Origin of the sequence: Neisseria subflava (genome assembly GCF_003044935.1) — a bacterium.
In the GTDB taxonomy this organism is placed as follows: Bacteria; Pseudomonadota; Gammaproteobacteria; order Burkholderiales; family Neisseriaceae; genus Neisseria; species Neisseria subflava_E.
This window is the reverse complement of record NZ_POXP01000002.1, coordinates 387,120-405,636: the sequence shown is the minus strand read 5'-3', so window position 1 is coordinate 405,636 and position 18,517 is coordinate 387,120. Positions and strand designations below refer to the sequence as shown.

At 50.9% G+C, this 18,517-nt stretch carries 19 protein-coding genes and 1 pseudogene; 5 read left to right on the top strand and 15 right to left on the bottom strand.

The genetic code is table 11. The features are described from left to right. Positions 1-15: 15 nt before the first annotated feature. A complete protein-coding gene (ftsY, locus tag DBY95_RS07545) occupies positions 16-1,548 on the top strand; it encodes a signal recognition particle-docking protein FtsY (RefSeq protein WP_107723911.1) in 1,533 nt (510 codons plus the stop codon). 158 nt (positions 1,549-1,706) lie between these two features. Here the strand turns inward: ftsY and DBY95_RS07540 are convergent, their stop codons facing one another. The 5 genes from DBY95_RS07540 to DBY95_RS07520 form a co-directional block, all read right to left on the bottom strand. Continuing rightward, entirely contained in the window at positions 1,707-2,603 is an 897-nt protein-coding gene (locus DBY95_RS07540) for a polyprenyl synthetase family protein (RefSeq protein WP_107723910.1), read from the bottom strand. Beyond that, positions 2,587-2,814, bottom strand: a complete 228-nt coding sequence (locus tag DBY95_RS07535; RefSeq protein WP_003681131.1) for an exodeoxyribonuclease VII small subunit — start codon at positions 2,812-2,814, stop codon at positions 2,587-2,589. Before DBY95_RS07535 ends, DBY95_RS07540 begins: the two co-directional genes overlap by 17 nt. Positions 2,815-2,949: 135 nt before the next feature. After that, positions 2,950-4,806, bottom strand: coding sequence for a ribonuclease catalytic domain-containing protein (locus tag DBY95_RS07530; protein WP_107723909.1), 1,857 nt, complete (start codon positions 4,804-4,806; stop codon positions 2,950-2,952). Between the two features lie 108 nt (positions 4,807-4,914). Further along, entirely contained in the window at positions 4,915-5,835 is a 921-nt protein-coding gene (locus tag DBY95_RS07525; protein WP_107723908.1) for a patatin-like phospholipase family protein, read from the bottom strand. 99 nt (positions 5,836-5,934) lie between these two features. After that, complete coding sequence (locus DBY95_RS07520) at positions 5,935-6,552, bottom strand: tellurite resistance TerB family protein (RefSeq protein ID WP_049349212.1); 618 nt, start codon at positions 6,550-6,552, stop codon at positions 5,935-5,937. 150 nt (positions 6,553-6,702) lie between these two features. Here DBY95_RS07520 and rsgA point away from each other — a divergent pair, with 150 nt between their 5' ends. Then, complete coding sequence (rsgA, locus tag DBY95_RS07515; RefSeq protein WP_070584458.1) at positions 6,703-7,569, top strand: ribosome small subunit-dependent GTPase A; 867 nt, start codon at positions 6,703-6,705, stop codon at positions 7,567-7,569. 108 nt (positions 7,570-7,677) lie between these two features. Here the strand turns inward: rsgA and DBY95_RS07510 are convergent, their stop codons facing one another. From DBY95_RS07510 to DBY95_RS10785, 3 genes and pseudogenes are all read right to left on the bottom strand, one after another. Then, a complete protein-coding gene (locus DBY95_RS07510) occupies positions 7,678-7,872 on the bottom strand; it encodes a virulence regulator (RefSeq protein ID WP_107723907.1) in 195 nt (64 codons plus the stop codon). Between the two features lie 23 nt (positions 7,873-7,895). Continuing rightward, on the bottom strand, positions 7,896-9,953 hold the full coding sequence (gene metG, locus DBY95_RS07505) for a methionine--tRNA ligase (protein ID WP_107723906.1): 2,058 nt from the start codon (positions 9,951-9,953) through the stop codon (positions 7,896-7,898). 128 nt (positions 9,954-10,081) lie between these two features. After that, positions 10,082-10,492 (bottom strand): annotated as a pseudogene (locus DBY95_RS10785) (hypothetical protein); the annotation flags it as partial. Between the two features lie 658 nt (positions 10,493-11,150). Here DBY95_RS10785 and DBY95_RS07495 point away from each other — a divergent pair. Next, complete coding sequence (locus DBY95_RS07495; protein ID WP_107723905.1) at positions 11,151-11,525, top strand: hypothetical protein; 375 nt, start codon at positions 11,151-11,153, stop codon at positions 11,523-11,525. 86 nt (positions 11,526-11,611) lie between these two features. Here DBY95_RS07495 and DBY95_RS10580 read toward each other — a convergent pair whose 3' ends face one another. The 5 genes from DBY95_RS10580 to DBY95_RS07475 form a co-directional block, all read right to left on the bottom strand. Continuing rightward, entirely contained in the window at positions 11,612-11,770 is a 159-nt protein-coding gene (locus DBY95_RS10580; RefSeq protein WP_159068473.1) for a hypothetical protein, read from the bottom strand. Between the two features lie 127 nt (positions 11,771-11,897). After that, on the bottom strand, positions 11,898-13,151 hold the full coding sequence (murA, locus tag DBY95_RS07490; protein WP_049333045.1) for a UDP-N-acetylglucosamine 1-carboxyvinyltransferase: 1,254 nt from the start codon (positions 13,149-13,151) through the stop codon (positions 11,898-11,900). A gap of 190 nt (positions 13,152-13,341) precedes the next feature. Continuing rightward, positions 13,342-14,259: a permease-like cell division protein FtsX gene (gene ftsX / locus DBY95_RS07485; protein ID WP_063076502.1), complete on the bottom strand. Its 918-nt coding sequence runs from the start codon at positions 14,257-14,259 to the stop codon at positions 13,342-13,344. Continuing rightward, positions 14,256-14,906 carry a cell division ATP-binding protein FtsE gene (gene ftsE, locus DBY95_RS07480; RefSeq protein ID WP_107723904.1) on the bottom strand — a complete coding sequence of 217 codons (651 nt, stop codon included), beginning with the start codon at positions 14,904-14,906 and terminating at the stop codon, positions 14,256-14,258. The genes ftsX and ftsE overlap by 4 nt, the downstream gene beginning before the upstream one ends. A gap of 251 nt (positions 14,907-15,157) precedes the next feature. Then, positions 15,158-15,640 carry a TlpA disulfide reductase family protein gene (locus DBY95_RS07475; protein ID WP_049349226.1) on the bottom strand — a complete coding sequence of 161 codons (483 nt, stop codon included), beginning with the start codon at positions 15,638-15,640 and terminating at the stop codon, positions 15,158-15,160. A gap of 169 nt (positions 15,641-15,809) precedes the next feature. Here DBY95_RS07475 and arsC point away from each other — a divergent pair, with 169 nt between their 5' ends. Then, entirely contained in the window at positions 15,810-16,169 is a 360-nt protein-coding gene (arsC, locus tag DBY95_RS07470; RefSeq protein WP_004519164.1) for an arsenate reductase (glutaredoxin), read from the top strand. 25 nt (positions 16,170-16,194) lie between these two features. Beyond that, positions 16,195-16,851: a YdcF family protein gene (locus DBY95_RS07465; protein WP_070606488.1), complete on the top strand. Its 657-nt coding sequence runs from the start codon at positions 16,195-16,197 to the stop codon at positions 16,849-16,851. 179 nt (positions 16,852-17,030) lie between these two features. Here the strand turns inward: DBY95_RS07465 and DBY95_RS10700 are convergent, their stop codons facing one another. Next, a complete protein-coding gene (locus tag DBY95_RS10700; RefSeq protein ID WP_234394603.1) occupies positions 17,031-17,183 on the bottom strand; it encodes a hypothetical protein in 153 nt (50 codons plus the stop codon). Between the two features lie 117 nt (positions 17,184-17,300). Further along, positions 17,301-18,395 carry an ABC transporter substrate-binding protein gene (locus DBY95_RS07455; protein ID WP_107723903.1) on the bottom strand — a complete coding sequence of 365 codons (1,095 nt, stop codon included), beginning with the start codon at positions 18,393-18,395 and terminating at the stop codon, positions 17,301-17,303. Positions 18,396-18,517 lie beyond the last annotated feature (122 nt).

The following is an 18,517-nucleotide window of genomic DNA, read 5'->3' as shown; positions in this document are numbered from 1 at the left end:
TAAAAGGAAAATTTAATGTTCAGCTTCTTCCGTCGCAAGAAAAAACAGGAAACTCCGGCTCCTGAGGAGGCTCAAGTTCAGGAAACCGCAGCAAAAGTAGAATCTGAAGTTGCTCAAGTAGTTGAAAATATTAAAGAAGATGCCGAATCTTTAGCAGAAAGAGTCAAAGGGCATGTTGAATCAGTTGTCGAATCGGCTGTTGAAACTGTCAGCGAAACCGTCGGGCAGGTTCGGGAAGCTTTGACCGAAACACCGTCTGAAACAGTCGAAAAAGTAGAAGAACACGTTGAAGCGGCAAAAGAAGCGGCTGTTGAAACCGTCAGCGAGGCTGTTGAACAGGTTCAAGAAACCGTTGCCGAGATGCCGGCTGAAGTAGCCGAGGTTGTTGAAGAAGTAGCAGAACAGGCTGAGGCGGTAAAAGAAGCAGCCGTTGAAACTGTCAGCGAGGCTGTTGAACAGGTTCAAGAAACCGTTGCCGAGATGCCGTCTGAAGTGGCCGAGGCTGCTGAGGAAGTAGCAGAACAGGCCGAAGCAGTCAAAGAAGAAGCTGTTGAGGCAGTTAGTGAGACTGTCGAGCAAGTTCAAGAAGCCGTTGCGGAAACACCGGCTGAAGCCCCTGCTCCGGCAGAAGAACCCAAGCTCAGTTGGGCTGCACGTTTGAAACAAGGCTTGACCAAATCACGCGACAAAATGGCAAAATCGTTGGCCGGCGTGTTCGGCGGCGGACAAATCGACGAGGATTTGTACGAAGAGCTGGAAACTGTGCTGATTACCAGCGATATGGGCATGGAAGCCACCGAGTACTTGATGAAAGACGTGCGCGACCGCGTCAGCCTCAAAGGCCTCAAAGACGGCAACGAATTGCGCGGTGCGCTGAAAGATGCGCTGTATGACTTGATTAAGCCTTTGGAAAAACCTTTGGTCTTGCCGGAAACCAAGGAGCCTTTCGTGATTATGCTTGCCGGTATCAACGGCGCAGGCAAAACCACGTCTATCGGCAAATTGGCCAAATACTTCCAATCTCAGGGTAAATCTGTGCTGCTGGCGGCAGGCGATACTTTCCGTGCCGCCGCGCGTGAGCAGCTTCAAGCTTGGGGCGAGCGCAATAATGTGACCGTGATTTCGCAAACCACAGGCGATTCCGCAGCAGTTTGCTTCGATGCCGTCCAAGCTGCGAAAGCGCGCGGGATTGACATCGTGCTTGCCGACACCGCCGGACGCCTGCCAACGCAGCTTCATTTGATGGAAGAAATCAAAAAAGTGAAACGCGTGCTGCAAAAAGCCATGCCTGATGCGCCACATGAAATCATCGTTGTTTTGGATGCGAACATCGGTCAAAACGCCGTCAACCAAGTAAAAGCCTTTGACGAAGCTCTGGGTCTGACCGGCCTTATTGTGACCAAGCTCGACGGTACGGCCAAAGGCGGCATCCTTGCCGCCCTTGCCTCCGACCGCCCTGTTCCTGTCCGCTACATCGGCGTAGGCGAAGGTATCGACGATTTGCGTCCGTTTAATGCCAGAGCGTTCGTAGATGCCCTATTGGATTAAACAGACAGGTTGAGGCTTTGTGAACGCTGTTTGCAGGGTGTTTCATGCACTTTGAAGGCTCTGTATTCGGTATGGGATACCTAAGCCAAACAGGCTGTTAAAAAGGCCGTCTGAAACCTAAAATCAGGTTTCAGACGGCCTTTATTTTATTTGCAGGTTTAGTTTTTCCGTGCGGTAACAAACTCGGCCAGTTGGTGCAGGCGCAGGGCTTTGTCGCCGAATGGCTCGATCAGGGCAACGGCTTCTGCAATCAGCGTTTCTGCGTAAGTACGCGCGGCCTGAAGGCCCATCAGTTTGACGTAGGTCGGTTTGTCGTTGTCCAAGTCTTTGCCGGCGGTTTTGCCCAAGGTGGCGGTATCGGCTTCGCAGTCCAATACATCGTCGATCACTTGGAAAGCCAGACCCAATTTGGCGGCGTAGCGGTCTAAGGTTTGGATTTGCGCCGGTGTTAAGTCCGGGCAGGAAAGTGCGCCTAAGGCCACGGCAGCACGGATGAGCGCGCCGGTTTTGAGGCTGTGCATCTGTTCCAGTTCGGCCTGATTCATGGCTTTGCCGACATTGGCAAGGTCGATGGCTTGTCCGCCCGCCATGCCGAGACTGCCGGATGCTTGGGCCAGTGTGGACAACATGGCAAGCTGACGTTCGGCAGGCAGGCCTGTCGGACGGCTCAGTACATCAAAGGCTTGGGTTTGCAACGCATCGCCGACCAAAAGGGCGGTTGCTTCATCGTATTGCACATGGCAGGTCGGTTTGCCGCGGCGCAGACTGTCGTTGTCCATCGCCGGCATATCGTCGTGAACCAGCGAATAGACGTGTACCATTTCGATGGCCGCCATCGCCTGCTTGACGGCATTTTGGTTTGCTTCGCCCAATTCGGACGCGGCAAGCACCAAGAGCGGGCGCAGCCGTTTGCCGCCGCCGAGGGTAACGTAACGCATGGCTTCGTGCAGCGTATGCGGCACTTGGCTTTCAGACGGCAAGAAATGCGCCAGCAGCAATTCGGTTTGTGCTTGGGCTTTTTGCTGCCATGTTTTGAGTTCATTCGCCGGGTTCAAGGTTCAACTCCTTCAGTTCGCCGGCATCCAAGACTTGCAGTTTCTGCTCGACTTCCGCCAATTTGGTTTGGCAGTATCTGACCAATTCGTTGCCTTCCTGATAGGCGGCCAAAGCGTCTTCCAGCGGCATTTCGCTGCTTTGCATGGCCTGGGTCAGGGTTTCGAGGCGGGATAAGGCTTCTTCAAAGGATTGGGGGGCGTTTTTTTTCATGGTTTGAAATGATGGGCAGAAAAAGGGAATTGTAGCATTTTTAGATGATGAAGGCCGTCTGAACAGGGATGAAAACGAAATCAAAGATTTCTGTTTCTTCGTTCAGACGGCCTTTTTTCAAACGGAATAACGTTATCAGCCCGGTAAAACGGCTTTTTGATAGTTAAGCGCGATAAACTGCTTCTCGGCATCCAATTCAGTGATTTTGAACAATGCCTGCGATTTGGGCAGCGCATCAAACGGAATGCCGGTCGCGCGCGTGACCAGCGGCAGGCCTTCAATGCGGACGAGGTCTTCTTTGAGGATGGTGGCCGTCAGCTCACTCGTGCCTTGCTGCTGCAGATAAACGAGGCTCCAGTAGGCTTCCATTTGGCGTTGGAAGTCGGCGTAGGCGGTATAGGCGGCATCAAAGTCGCGTAGCGCGGCGAAAAGCTCGGCATCGCTGTTTTGATACAGCGGCTCGGCAGTGTCGTCGATCAGGCTGATCAGCTGCTTTTGGTTGATGTAGTCGGCGGCGCGGCGCAGCGGCGAGGTAAACCAGCCGTAATGCTGCACGCCCATGCCGATGTGCGGCTCGGATTTGGTGCTCATACGCACTTTGCCTGCCGGTTGGACGCGGAAAAGGCCGGGCAGCTCGTTTTCGTCCAGCATTTGAGCCCAAGTGCTGTTAGCAAGAATCATCATCTCGCTGACCAGCGTATCAATGGGCGAACCGCGTTCGCGGCGGACGACGGATACGTTGCCTTCCTCATCCAATTCGATGCTGTAATCGTATTGCGGCGCACGGTCGGGCTCGTATTTGCCGCGCGCTTTTTGCAGGGCGATGGCGAATTGATAGAACCAAATCAGGTTTTGATGGTGGGCAAACATCATTTCGCCTGCTTCGTCCAAGCCGGTTTCGGCGTTGAAATGCGGCTCGATGGTTTGAATGCGCAGGTTTTCGGCGATGTTGACCGCTTCGATTTTGCAGGTTGGCACGCCGACGTTGAACCCGTTGTCCACATCGAAATAAATGCTGATGGAAGGGCGGTATGCGCCTGCATCAAGGCTGAATGCGGCAATCCAGTTTTCGGGCAACATAGTGATTTTGCCGCCGGGGAAATAAACCGTGCTTAAGCGTTCCATGATGTTTTTTTCCATTTTGTCGCCTTGTTTAATGGCAAGCGACGGCGCGGCGATGTGGATACCGACGCGCTTCGTGCCATTGCCCAAGTCGGTCAGGCTCAAGGCATCATCGACTTCGGTGGTTGATTCGTCGTCAATGGAAAAGGCGGTAACATCAGCCTTGGGTAAGTCGGGCATTTCAGGAAGCGGAAGGTCGGGGAAGCCTGTTCCTTTGGGGAAGTATTTGATTTCAAACCCGTCTTGCAGGTATTGGGGAATGGACGTAATGCCGCCCGTTTTTTTCGCCAATTCGTAGGCGGAGGTTTTCAATGCATCGGCGGCTTTGGTAAAGGCTTTGTAGGTCAGCGACTGCTTGTCGGGCGCGTGTAAGATGGTTTTCAAATCCGCCGCGATTTCAGACGGCATCTCGCCGCGTTTCAAGGCTTCCGCCCAAGCATCGATTTGCGCGTCTTGCTGTTTTTTGCGTTCGATGGCGGCAAGTGCTTGTTTTAAAGTTTCTTCGGGCGCGGCTTTGAACACGCCTTTGGCTTTTTTGTAGAAATACATCGGCGCGGCGTAAAGCGCAATCAAAGTCGCCGCCAGCTCGGTTTTGGTCGGCGCATGGCCGTAATATTCTTCGGCGATGGCTTCGGCGGTAAATTCCTCTTCGCCGCATACTTCCCACAATAAATCGGTGTCGATGTCCGCCGCCTGCGCTTGCGCGTTCTCCAAAAACGTCGCCATATCGCCGTCAAATTCGGCAAAGACATTGTTTGCCTTCACTTTGGTGCGTTTGCCGTGTTGGGTATCGACTTGGTAGGTGGCGTCGTTTTTTTGGACGATGGAGGCAACTTTGAATTGGCCGGACTCTTCGTAAAAGATATTCATTTTTTTAGGATTTTATGATTTGTAGGAAACGCGTGATTTTAGCAGATTTGCACAAGAAAGGCCGTCTGAAAAACATACTTTCAGACGGCCTGTTCAAACGGCGGATGATTAATACTGATATGCCGCCAGTTTGCGTTTGATTTCAGGCAGCGCGGCGCGTGCGGCCTGTTCGCCCAATTGGATGGCGCGTTGTTTTTGGTCAAAACCGCCAACCGAACCCAGCTCCAAAACCTGCGGTTTGATGACCACATTGGCTTGTCCCAATTCTTGGCGCAACGCAGTTTGGCTCATCACGTTGAAGGTTTGGTCAAGATAGGAGAACATGCCTTGGCTGACATTTTTGGCCGGACGGGCGGAAATATCGACGGCAATGATGAAGTTTGCGCCCATTTTTTTCGCCGCGCTGACCGGTACGGGCTGCGACAGGCCGCCGTCTACATATTTGCGGTTGCCGATGACGACAGGCTGGAATACGTTCGGAATCGACGCGGAAGCGCGGACGGCCTGTCCGGCATTGCCTACGTTGAACACCACTGGTTTGCCGCTTTCAAAATCGGTCGCAACGGCGGCAAATTTGATGGGGAACTGCTGCATCGGGCGGTTGCCGACTTTGCGGTTGATGTAGTTTTGCAGTTTTTCGCCTTTGATGAAGCCGCTGGTGGACAAGGTCAAATCCACCAAATCGGTTTTACCCAAAATTTCCGCTTCCAATTCGAGGCGGTCGGGCGACATTCCCGAAGCGTACATACTGCCGACAATCGAGCCTGCGGATGTACCGGTAACAATTTTGACCGGAATATTGTTTTCTTTCAAAACCTTAATAATCCCGATATGGGCAAAGCCTTTGGACGCGCCGCCACCCAAAGCCAGTGCAACCGTGGCTTTCGGTTTGGGTGCAGTATGCGAAACCGTATTTTGACCCTGCGTAGAAGGTTTGGATTGCGGCGCGTTGCCGCTCGGACAGGCAGCCAATACCAAAACGGACGAAGCGGCTAAAAACGTTTTGAATGTGGAAAAAAGTTTATTCATGTTCAGACAGCCTTTAATATGTCGAAAGGGTTATTTTACTCTGAAATTAAGTCGAAAGGCCGTCTGAAATCAGGTTTCAGACGGCCTTTTAAATCAAGCTTAAGCCAATTCGAGCTGTTTTTCCAAGCTTTCGACCAGTTGGTCGTCCAAATTCAAAGCTTGGGACAAACGGCTCAGGAACACGATTTCCTTGCGCGACAAGTCCGCGCAGACCAATCTGGCAGCCAGATAAGTTTCGGCTGCCAAAGCCTCGTCGCTGCCGACAGAAGCGGCAATTTGCTCGATAGAGGCCGGTTGCGCATATTCCGCCTGCAACCATGCCGCCGTTTCCGCATCACTGCCGCTTTCGCGCTCAATCGCCGCGCGTTCCGCATCATCAATCAGGCCGTCTGAAGCCGCCGCCGCAATCATCGTTTGCAAAATCACACGGCTGTGGTTTTCACCAATCAGACCGGCAGGTTGGAAAGCACTTTGCGGTAATTCGTCCTGCTGGCGGTTTTGTTTCCAGTTTTGATAGCCTTTATAAGCCAGGAAACCCAAAGCAGCGACCGAGCCGGCCTTGACCAGCTTCTTCGTGTTTTTCTTTTTCAACAGCATCGATGCCAAAGCACCCGTCAGCGCGCCGCCGCCGAAAGAATTGAGCGGACTGTCCGCCACCGCTTTGCCGCCTTTTTGAGCCGCACCCAAAACCTGATTGAGCAACTGACTGAAATCCATAAAAAATCTCCTGAAAACAAATACATTGCAAATATAGGGCAGAAACACCAAAAAACCAAGCCAAAGAAAGTTAAAAGGTGCAAACAAGTTTTCAGACGGCCATAGCCGACTTTCGGTACAATCACACCATTCTAAACAATAAACCCCATCATGACCGATACCGCCCAAATCATTACCAGCTATGGCCGCCGCTATATCGTCCGCACCCCCGACGGCCAAACATATGACGCCACCACCCGCAAAAAACGCGTCGATTTCGCCTGTGGCGACCAAGTCCGCATCAGCCCCATCAACGGCGAACAAGTCGTGATTGAAGACTACCTCCCGCGCGAAAGCCTGCTCTACCGCCAAGACGCGTGGAAAACCAAACTGATTGCCGCCAACGTTACCCAACTCCTCATCGTAACCGCCGCCAGCCCCTCACCCAGCGAAGCCCTGTTGCAACGTGCCCTCCTCGCAGCCGAAGCGGCCGGCATTAACACCGTCATCGTCCTCAACAAAGCCGACCTCCCCGAAACCGCCCAATGGCGCGAGAAACTCAAATTCTACGAAACCCTCGGCTACTCCGTGGTCGAAACCAACGCATTGGAAAACGCCGACATCCTGCGTCCCATATTAGAAGGGCAAACCAACATCCTGCTCGGACAAAGCGGCATGGGCAAGTCCACCTTGACCAACGCCCTACTCGGCAACCAAGCCGCCCGAACCGGCGACATTTCCACCGCGCTCGACTCCGGTAAACACACCACCACCCACGCCCAACTATACGATTTAAATGCAGAAACCCGACTCATCGATTCCCCCGGCCTGCAAGAATTCGGCCTGCACCATCTCCAAGCCGCCGATTTACTGCAATACTTCCCCGACCTGCGCCACCTTATCGGCCAGTGCCGTTTCCACAACTGTACCCACCGCGCCGAACCTGGCTGCGCCGTCAAAGCCGCTGCCGAATCAGGTGAAGCCAAACCCGAGCGTATCGAGTTTCTGCAACGCGTTACCGATGAATTATTGAGATAAAGTTTGAATGGGAATAAGCATTTGGATAAATAAAAAGGCCGTCTGAAAATTTCAGACGGCCTTTTGTTGAAGCATAACCAAATTTACCATTCAACCGGTATCGCTACCTTAGCGGGAAAGAGACGGTGCTTTTCGCGGCGGATTGATCATGAGAAGAACGGCTTCTTCAATTTGTTTGTCCTCCCGATCATGGAGTTCTACCGGAAACTTCAGACGCAACACTGCAACAATAGCGCCAACTGATAAGCCTGCATCATGAAGCAACTCAATTTCTTTAAGTACCGGTGCGGAAAGGTTTAACATGGTTTCTCCTTAAGATTTGATACTTAGCCTACTTTATCCCCGGGCTGTGCGCCTGCGTCAACGTCGAGGAGCTTCAGTTTGCCTTCTGCCGTGGCGGCGGAGAGGATCATGCCTTCGGATACGCCGAATTTTGCCATTTTGCGCGGGGCGAAGTTGGCGACGGCGATGACCATGCGGCCGTTCAATTCGGCAGGATTTGGGTAAGACGCGGCGATGCCGGAGAAGATGATGCGTTTTTCAAAACCGAAATCGAGCTCGAATTTCAAAAGTTTGGTGCTGCCTTCGACGGCTTCGCAGTTCAATACTTTGGCGACGCGCATGTCGATTTTCATAAAGTCGTCAAAGCTGGCCTGTTCGGCGACTTTTTCGTATTTGCTCTCTTTGGCGGCAGGCGCGGCTGCAGCGGCGATGCTTTGTTTGTTGGCTTCGATTAAATCATCCACTTGTTTTTGCTCCACTCGTTGCATGAGGTGTTCGTATTTGTTGATGGCGTGTTCGCCCAAGGTTTCGCGTGTGTTTGCCCAAGTGATGGCTTCCAAATTCAGGAATTTGGCGGCGTTTTCGGCCACTTTCGGCAATACGGGGGCGAGGTAGGCGGTCAACATGGTAAAGGCGTTGATGAGCTCACTGCATACTTCGTGCAGGCGTGCGTCTTGGCCTTCTTGTTTCGCCAGTTCCCAAGGTTTGTTGGCATCAACGTATTCGTTGACAATGTCTGCCAAGGCCATGATGTCGCGCAAGGCTTTGGCGTATTCGCGGCTTTCGTAGCATTCGGCAATGGCTTCGCTTTGCGCAGTCAGTTTTGCCAGCAATGCGCTGTCGGCAACGTCTTTCAGACGGCCTTCAAAGCGTTTGGCGATGAAACCTGAGGCGCGGGCGGCGATGTTGACGTATTTGCCGACGAGGTCGCTGTTGACGCGGCTGATAAAGTCTTGCAGGTTCAAATCGATGTCTTCGATTTTGCTGTTGAGTTTGGCGGCGATGTAGTAGCGCATCCACTCGGGGTTCAGGCCTTGTTCCAGATAGGATTTGGCGGTGATGAAGGTGCCGCGCGATTTGGACATTTTTTGTCCGTCCACGGTCAAAAAGCCGTGTGCGTACACGCCGGTCGGGGCGCGGTGGCCGGAGAAATGCAGCATGGCGGGCCAGAACAGGGCGTGGAAATAGAGAATATCTTTGCCGATGAAGTGGTACATCTCGGTTTGGCTGTCGGCTTTGAAGTATTCGTCAAAATCGATGCCGATTCGGTCGCACAGGTTTTTAAACGACGCCATGTAGCCGACGGGCGCGTCCAGCCAGACGTAGAAGTATTTGCCCGGCGCGTCGGGGATTTCAAAACCGAAATACGGCGCGTCGCGGGAGATGTCCCAGTCGGACAGCGTGGTTTCTTCGCCTTCGCCCAGCCATTCTTTCATTTTGTTGAGGGCTTCTGGTTGCAGATGGGGCTTGCCGTCGTGCGGATTGTTGCCGGAAGTCCATGCTTTGAGGAAGTCGGCGCATTCGCCCAGTTTGAAGAAGAAGTGTTCGGATTCGCGCAATTCGGGTTTGGCACCGGAAACGGCGGAATACGGGTTAATCAGTTCGGTCGGGGAATAGGTGGTGCCGCAGACTTCGCAGTTGTCGCCGTATTGGTCTTGGGCGTGGCATTTGGGGCATTCGCCTTTGACGAAGCGGTCGGGCAGGAACATTTGTTTTTCAGGGTCGAAAAGCTGCTCGATGACGCGGCTTTCGATTTTGCCGTTGGCTTTCAGTGCGCGGTAAATATCTTGGGAAAACTGTTTGTTTTCAGGGGAGTGGGTGCTGTAATAATTGTCGTAACCGATGTTGAAACCGGTAAAGTCGGCGAGGTGCTCTTCGCGCACTTTGGCAATCATGTCTTCAGGCGCAATGCCTTGTTTTTGCGCGGCAAGCATTACGGGCGTGCCGTGGGTGTCGTCGGCGCAGCAGTAGTAGCATTCGTGGCCGCGCAGTTTTTGGAAGCGTACCCAAACATCGGTTTGGATGTGTTCGACCATGTGGCCGAGGTGGATGCTGCCGTTGGCATATGGCAGCGCGGAAGTGACAAGGATTTTGCGTGTCATGGTTTGTGCTTTTAAAAACAATGGATAAAGATGTCGGGAATTATACCGCAAAACAATACGCAAAGGCCGTCTGAAACCTGATTGCTGGTGTTTCAGACGGCCTTTTGAGATGTTCTAGAAAGGTTTTGTTACCCAATACTCATTCCACGCGATTGAGATTGTGCCAATTGTTTTTGTTGCTCTTCATATTCAGAGAGTTGTGCCGTTTGCTGGATTTGATTAAAGCTCTTTTCCGCGGGAATAGATGCAGATAGTCCTATATCCATAGAAGCAAGATTTAATGTAGGATTTCGGTTTCCGATTAGATACTGGTCGTTTTTTACACTAAATAAAGTAAGATCAGTTATATTTTTTGACTGAGCCAAGGCGGTAAGTGCCATCGCGGAATTTTGCAGTTTTTCCTCATTAATAGACAGATTGTTTGTCTTATGATATGTCGTTAGGTGCACCATTGCAGTATTGAAGATCTTTTGGGCTTCGGGGGAAAGGAATTGCGGTTTGGATGAAGAAGCTGCCTGCGTGTATTGAGGTACATCTTCAATGTTTTTTATAGAAGGCAAAATATCATCAGTTTTACTTAGAATATTTTTTTGGCTCCAACTTTGCTTCGGTAAAGGTCGTTCGATTGTTTTATTCAATGGGCTGTGAGGAATAGGATTAGAAATATCTTTTAACTCTTTAATATTTCGAGGAACGCGAATAGCACCTTCATGGTCAACCAGCCCAGTAATATCATTACCATAAACTTGTTTATGGTAAATATCCCCTTCTTTTAAAGCAGTATAGAGAAAATCTACACAGCTATTACTAAAAGCATTATAAAATGAAGAATTAAATCCATGTTTATCAGGGTGTAATCCAAAATCTTTTAAAGCATCATATTGCTTTTTTGTAATTTCCATAGTACGTTCAAGAACAGGGTTTTGATATATATTAAACTCATTATTTACGACTTTTCCTTTCCAAATAGGGAAAGAACTAGTAGGAGCAAACCCCCATCCCATCTGACGATTTCCATCACTTATTGAATAATATACATGCCCTACAGTTGACGTATCTTTTTCTCCACCCTTCAAAGTAGGCGTACCAGGCGCTGCAACATAAATCGTTAATGTATAACGATTTTCCATTTTTTACTCCTAAGATAAAAGTTAGTTAATTTCACGAAATATTTTTTTCAGCCAATATATCTGAAACATGGAGTTGATTATAATTGGAATTCCGCATAAAAAATATATTATTGATATTCCAATAAAGCAGGCATCTTCTTTTTGGAATACACATGTTGTAATCCATATAATTATAGATGGTATTAAAAAAGTTATTAGGAATACTACTTTTCTACCTATAGAATTATCTCTTATTTTAAATATTGAAACAAATATAGCCGTTATTATAGTTGGAATAAAAAACAAATACAGAAAATTTTCTCCAAGGCTAATTAGAAAGTCATGTAAAGCAAGCCGACTACTGGAGTCAAAATTTAATAAAACTGAAATAGATGCTGCCAATAAAAAAGACAATATTGCATTGAATAATACAAAATGCGTAATTACAGCTTTGTACGGATAGTTCTTTAAATCAAGCATGCTGTTATCCTAATAATCAAAAATTTAACTAAATAAGCACTATAATATACTTCGATTTCAGATTGGTTCTTACTCAGTCTTAGTAGTCCTTTCTTTTAACAATGAAGTTACTTTCAAATATTGTTTCAATAGATTCCTCTCTGTTTTATCTTGTTTTTGAGCGGCAAGCATCACGGGCGTACCGTTGGCATACGGCAGTGCGGAAGTGACAAGGATTTTGCGTGTCATGGTTTGTGCTTTTAAAAACAATGGATAAAGATGTCGGGAATTATACCGCAAAACAATACGTAAAGGCCGTCTGAAACCCGATTGCCGGTGTTTCAGACGGCCTTTTATTTATCGGCTGCGTATGGGATTAACCGCGTACGCGTTCGATTTTTGCGCCTACGCCGCCGAGTTTTTTCTCGATGTATTCATAGCCGCGGTCAAGGTGGTAGATGCGTTCGACGATGGTTTCGCCATCTGCGACCAAACCTGCCATGACGAGGCTGGCGGAGGCGCGCAGGTCGGTTGCCATCACGACGGCACCGGAGAGTTTTTCTACGCCTTTGATGTAGGCGGTGTTGCCTTCGGTGGTGATGTCTGCGCCCATGCGGTTGAGTTCGGGAACGTGCATGAAGCGGTTTTCAAAAATGGTTTCCACCACGCGGCTGCTGCCTTCGGCAATGGCGTTCATGGCCATAAACTGCGCCTGCATGTCGGTTGGGAAGCCTGGGTGGACGACGGTGCGTATGTCCACGGCTTTGGGGCGTTGCTGCATGTCGATAGAAATCCAGTTGTCGCCTGCTTCGATGATGGCGCCGGCTTCGGTCAGTTTGTCCAATACGACTTCCATGGTTTTGGGGGCGGCATTGCGCAGGACGACTTTGCCGCCGGTCATGGCGACGGCGCAGAGGAAGGTACCGGCTTCGATACGGTCGGGAACGACGCTGTGTTCGCAGCCGTGCAGCTCTTTTACACCTTCGATGGTCATGGTTGCTGTACCGATGCCGCTGATTTTTGCGCCCATTTTAACGAGGCATTCGGCCAAATCGACGACTTCGGGTTCAATGGCGCAGTTTTCGAGGATGGTGGTGCCTTCGGCGAGCGTGGCCGCCATCAGCAGGTTTTCGGTACCGCCTACGGTCACGACGTCCATGGTGACACGCGTGCCTTTCAGACGGCCTTTGGCTTTGACGTAACCGTGTTCGATGGTGATTTCCGCACCCATGGTTTCGAGGCCTTTGAGGTGTTGGTCAACCGGGCGCGAACCGATGGCGCAGCCGCCGGGCAGGCTGACTTGGGCTTCACCGAAGCGGGCGAGGGTCGGGCCCAAAACCAAGATGGATGCGCGCATGGTTTTTACCAGCTCGTAAGGTGCGCAGGTGTTGTTGACAGTGCCACCGTTGATTTCAAATTCGGAGATGTTGTCGGTCAAAACACGTGCGCCCATGCCTTGCAGCAGTTTTTGGGTGGTTTTGACGTCGGCGAGCATGGGTACGTTTTTCAGGCGTAAAGTGCCGGAAGTCAGCAGGCCGGCACACATCAGCGGCAGGGCGGCGTTTTTTGCGCCGGATACGATGATTTCGCCGTTGAGGGGGCCGTTGGCAGAGATTTTGAGTTTGTCCACAGGATGTCTTTCGTTATTTGTCTGCACGGTTTATGCCGCACAAATGAAATGAGATGGATAATAAGCCACCAATTATAAGGGATTATGCCCTTGCTGTTAGATTTGGCAGTATTAAATTTTCACAAGGTTTGTTTAAGTTGCGAAAGGATAAGATTTCAGGCCGTCTGAACCATTCAGACGGCCTGTTTGCTTATTTTTTGGCTTTGAAGCCCAAAAGGTGTTGCGTGGTGGCCAGCCATGCGCCGAATACGCCCAGCGCGATGACGAAGCCGAATACCAGCGACACTTCGCTAAATGTGAAGAAACGCCAGCCGATGTTCAGACCGTAGGGTTTGAAAATCGCGTCCACCAGCGGCCGTACTTCGGCCAGCAGCCAGGCCGACAAGCCCAAGCTGACGGCGGCGGAGAAAATACTCTGCCACATTGCCTGATAAAGGAAAGGACGGCGGATAAAGGAAGCGGGCGCCCCCAACAGCTTGGTGATTTCCAACTCTTCTTTGCGGCTGAGGATTTGCAGGCGGATGGTGTTGTGTGCCACCAAGACAAAGGCCATGCCCAAAGTCAGCGAGAGGAACCACAAAATCTTACGGATAAATTCGTTAATACGATAAAGGGTCTGTACCCATTCCGTATCCATGGTTGCAGATTCAACGCGCGGCAGTTTGGTAATGTCTTTATAGATGGCCTGCATCTGATCCGGAGAAGTGGCAGGGTCGGGCGTAACGATAAAGACATCAGGCAACGGGTTGCCATCGAGCATGGAAACGAGGTTTTGGTCGAGATTGGTCTGTAATTCTTCCAAACCTTCCTGCTTGCTGATAAAGCGGACTTTATCGATACGGCTGTCGCGTTGGAGCAGGTTTTTTACCGTATCGGCATCAGAACCTGCCGCATCGGTGTCCATATAAACCGTAATTTGCGGCGACTCGTTGAGTTTGCCCAATACGCTTTGTCCGCTTTGGATGCCCAAATACATGAACAGCGGCAAGGTCATGGCAACGGCAAGCATGAGCAGGGTCAGTAGCGTGCCGATGGGTTGGCGCAGAAGCTCTTTGAGCGCGGCGCGCGCCGATTCGACGTGTAACGAGATGTAATGAATCATGCTCATGCGAGGCGTCCTTTCTGCAGGCGCAAGACGCGGTGGCCGTAATCCGTCATCAGCGTTTCATCGTGCGCCGCAACAATCACGGTTGTGCCTGCTTCATGGAAGGTTTTGAACAATTCCATAATATCCAGCGCATAGGCGCGGTCGAGACTGGCGGACGGCTCGTCGGCAATCAGCAGGCTGGGTTGGTGAACCACTGCGCGCGCGATGCACAAACGTTGTTGTTCGCCGCCGGACAAAGTGATGGGCATATCGTTTTCGCGGCCTTTCAAGCCGACTTTCTCAATCGCAATACGCGCGCGCTCTTCAGCTTTGCGCGGCTGGTAGCCGCTAATCCGCAAAGGCAGGATAACGTTTTGCAAGACATTGCGGTCGTAGAGGATTTTGTGGTCTTGGAAGACAATGCCGATATGTTGGCGCATAAAGCCGATTTGATTGTCGCTCAAGGTGCCGAGGTCTTGATTGTTGAACCAAACCTTGCCTTTGGTAGGCTTGGTAATGCCTGAAATCAGCTTCAAAATGGTGGATTTGCCCGAACCCGAATGGCCGGCGATAAAAATCATCTCACCTTTGTTAATCTGGAAACTGACATTTTTCAGGGCTTCGAAACCGCCGGGATAGGTTTTGGAAACTTGTTCGAAACGGATCATGGGTTTTCCTGAAAATAGGGATTCAGACGGCCGGCGTCATCGATAGGGCAACATGCCGTCTGAAAAAATGGGGATATTCACAGATTATAAATATTTCGGCTGCTTTTTGATAGTGAAACCCCGGTTCTGCCTGTGGAGACACTGTCGGTTTGCAACACAAAGTAATATGGTTTGAAAAAAGGCCGTCTGAACGGTTGGGTTTCAGACGGCCTCGGTATCAGCAGCGTAGGTTAAGCACCCTATCCGCTGTTTTATTTACATTTGGTTTTGGCCAAATTCACGGCGGCGGTCAGGCTTTTTTCGTTGACTTCGCCGGTGATGGTTTGTTTGTAGCCGCATTTCGGCGCTTCGACGACAGTAAAGGGCAATACGCCGACGTTGTTGCCGTGGGCTTTCATGAAGTTGCGGCTGTTGGCACCGGTGTAACGCCAAATCGGGTAGCTAACCGGCGTTTGTTTCAGGAACTTGCCGATGTTGTCGGTCGTATCCAGCGCGATGCCGACCATATCGACGCTGCCTTTTTTCTGCGCTTTGTACCATGCGGACATGGCGGGCATTTCTTTACGGCAGGGGCCGCACCAGGTTGCCCACAGGTTGACCACGCGCACGGGGGCTTTGAGCGATTCCAGACTTTGCGGTTTGTTGTCCTGCCAACCTGCCGTTTCGTCGGCGGCAAAGGCCGGTGCAGCGGTAAAAACGGTGGCGGACAGTAGAAGGGCGGTTAAGGCTTTCATGGTTGTATCCTTGAGGTTGCCAATCGAAATTGTGTTTATTGTAAAACGGTTTGGTGGGCATGCCTACCGATTCGTATCAAGATATCAAGTAAAAAGTTTGAGTAAAAATCAGTTGCAGACGATAATAACCGCCATCATTGAATGATTTTGCAATAATACGGAGACTTTCATGCCGTCTGAATTCACACTTTATCACAACCCGCGTTGCAGCAAATCGCGTGCCGCGCTGGCTTTGCTCGAAGAAAAAGGCGTTGCCGCCGACGTGGTCAAATATCTGGATACCGCGCCCGATTTGGCGACTTTGCAGGATATGTTTGCCAAACTCGGTATCGAATCGGTGCGCGGTATGATGCGCACGAAAGATGACTTGTACAAAGAATTGGGTTTGGACAATCCCGATTTGGACAATGCCGCCCTGCTTCAGGCAATCGCCGAACACCCCGCCCTGCTCGAGCGTCCCGTTTTGGTAACGCCTACGCGCGCAGCCATCGGCCGTCCGTTGGAAAACATTGCTGCCCTACTCGGCTGACGGGGTTGGATAAGGCCGTCTGAAGATGATTTCCCTGCTTAAAAGCCGCAATGGTCTGCGATATTACCTGTTTCGCGGCCTTGCTTTGAGCGTTTTGCTGGTGTGCGGTATTTTTTTGAGCGGCACATGGCAGATTTACCGGACAGGTTTGCAAACCTTGCCGAAGGACGTTCATGCCGATGCGGCGGTGGTGTTAGGTGCGGCGGCGTGGGACAAACGCCCGTCGCCGGTGTTCCGTGAGCGTATCAACCACGCCATCACGCTCTACCAAAGCCATCGGGTCGGCAAAATCATTTTCACCGGCGGTACGCCCAAAAAAGGATTTATGACCGAAGCCGAAGTGGGGCGCCGATACGCGCTCAAGCAGGGCATACCGGCGCACAATATCCTATTTGAAAACACGTCGCGCAACACTTACGAAAACCTGCGCAATATCGTCCCCATCATGCACGCCAACGGAGTCGGCAGCATTATCGTTGTCAGCGATCCGTATCATTTGGCGCGCGCCGAAGAAATGGCCGCCGATTTGGGCTTGTCAGATGCGCAGTTCTCCGCCACACCGACCACGCGCTTTGATGAGCGCAGCAAGAAAGCCAAGTTCCTGATGCAGGAGAGCTATTCTTTGTTTCTCTACCGTATCGGCAAATGGAGCGATGCGGTTTGGAATTGGATAAGCAGTTGAGCCTTGGGCAAGCCATACAAAAGGCCGTCTGAAGCCTTTTAGGTTTCAGACGGTCTAAATGTATTCTTACTTATTGATATTGATTTGTAGCTATACTGCCCAAAAAGACTACGGCCAGCACCAGATAAATTGCCATTACGATGGCAAACAGAATCAAGGCAGCCTTGAAATAATTGGCTTTATTCGGATTGGTGTTTGAGCTGAATGCCCACACAAACATCATGATCAGATTGACCAGCGGAATCATCATAATCAAGCTGGTTACCAACCAACCATTCGCTGATGCTGACGACCGGAGCCTGAGGCCGGTCGATTTGGTTTTGTCCGTTCATACGTACCCAGTAATTTTGTTGAAAGAACGGTAATTATACTCATTAAATATTTATCGGCATAACATGTTCAGGCCGTCTGAATCTTCAGACGGCCTGAGCCTATGATTTTTGCAGCCGCTATTTCAATCGGATGTAAAACGTACCGTCCGGCACGACGGGCAGGTATTTGCGGTAGAAGTCCAGATAGGTCTTGTTTGGGTCTATGTCGGCAAACTGCTGCGGATACAGGGTTTTGGCGATAAATTGCGCGCTGGCCAAATCGGTGAGCGAGCGGGAGGCGGTGTGGTAGATGCCGTAAACGCGTTTGTTTTTGACGGCAGGAATGTCTGCCCAGCCTTTGCGTTTGACAAATCCGGCCAGGCGGCGTTGCGCATCGGCCTGGCTGATGCCTATGCCCATCGCCATAATGCCAGGCTTGTCTTTATGGCCGTTTTCCGTCCCCGAAATGACGATGACGTCGGGTTTGGCCGTCAGGAATTTTTCAGGGTTTATCGGTCCCCAGTTTTTAACGTAAGGCGCGGCGATATTGTTGCCGCCTGCTGTGTCGGCAATCGCGCCCCACATATCTTTGCCGAAGGTGTAGCTGTATTCGGACGGGCCTTTGTCGCCGAACTCGATATAGATTTTCGGTTTGGACTGCTTGGCGCGCGCGACGCGTTTTTGGATGTCGGCAATGCCTCGGGCGTATTCGGCGGCAATTTTTTGGGCGCGCGCCTGCGTACCGTTGAGTTCGCCGAAAATTTCCGCACTGCGCGTGTGCCGCGCGACGGTTTCGGCGTTGAAATCGACCACGACGACGGGTATGCCTGCCGCTTTAATGCGCGGCAGATGGGTGGCGATGGCCTTATACTGCCAGTCGGCCAGAATCAATACGTCCGGCTTGAGCGCGAGCGTTTTCTCCAGTGAAAACGTGCCGGTGCTGATGTTGCCGATGTCTGCAATGTTTTGCAGCGTAGGCAGCTTCTGTTTGAACATCACCCAGCTGCCGGGATTGAATTTCTCCCAAAACTCACGCGAAATGCCGATGACGTTTTTAAATTTGTCCGCGCCCGTTACCGCGATATAGTCGGGATAGTAAAACGCCAAAACCGCGCGTTTGACAGGGACATCGACTTTGACTTCGCGTCCCAATACGTCTTTGATAGTTTTGATTTCGGCTTGGGCAAAAAGGGGCAGGAGGGCGAGGGCGGTAAATAAAGCGCGTTTGTTCATGAGCGGATACTTTCAAAGAAATGATTATCATTAGTTTTGTTTTCAGGAGAAAAGTTCCCAGACGGTCCTTCTGCGCCGACATTATTTTTAGACGGCCTTACATTGTTTAAACCTTGCCGAAA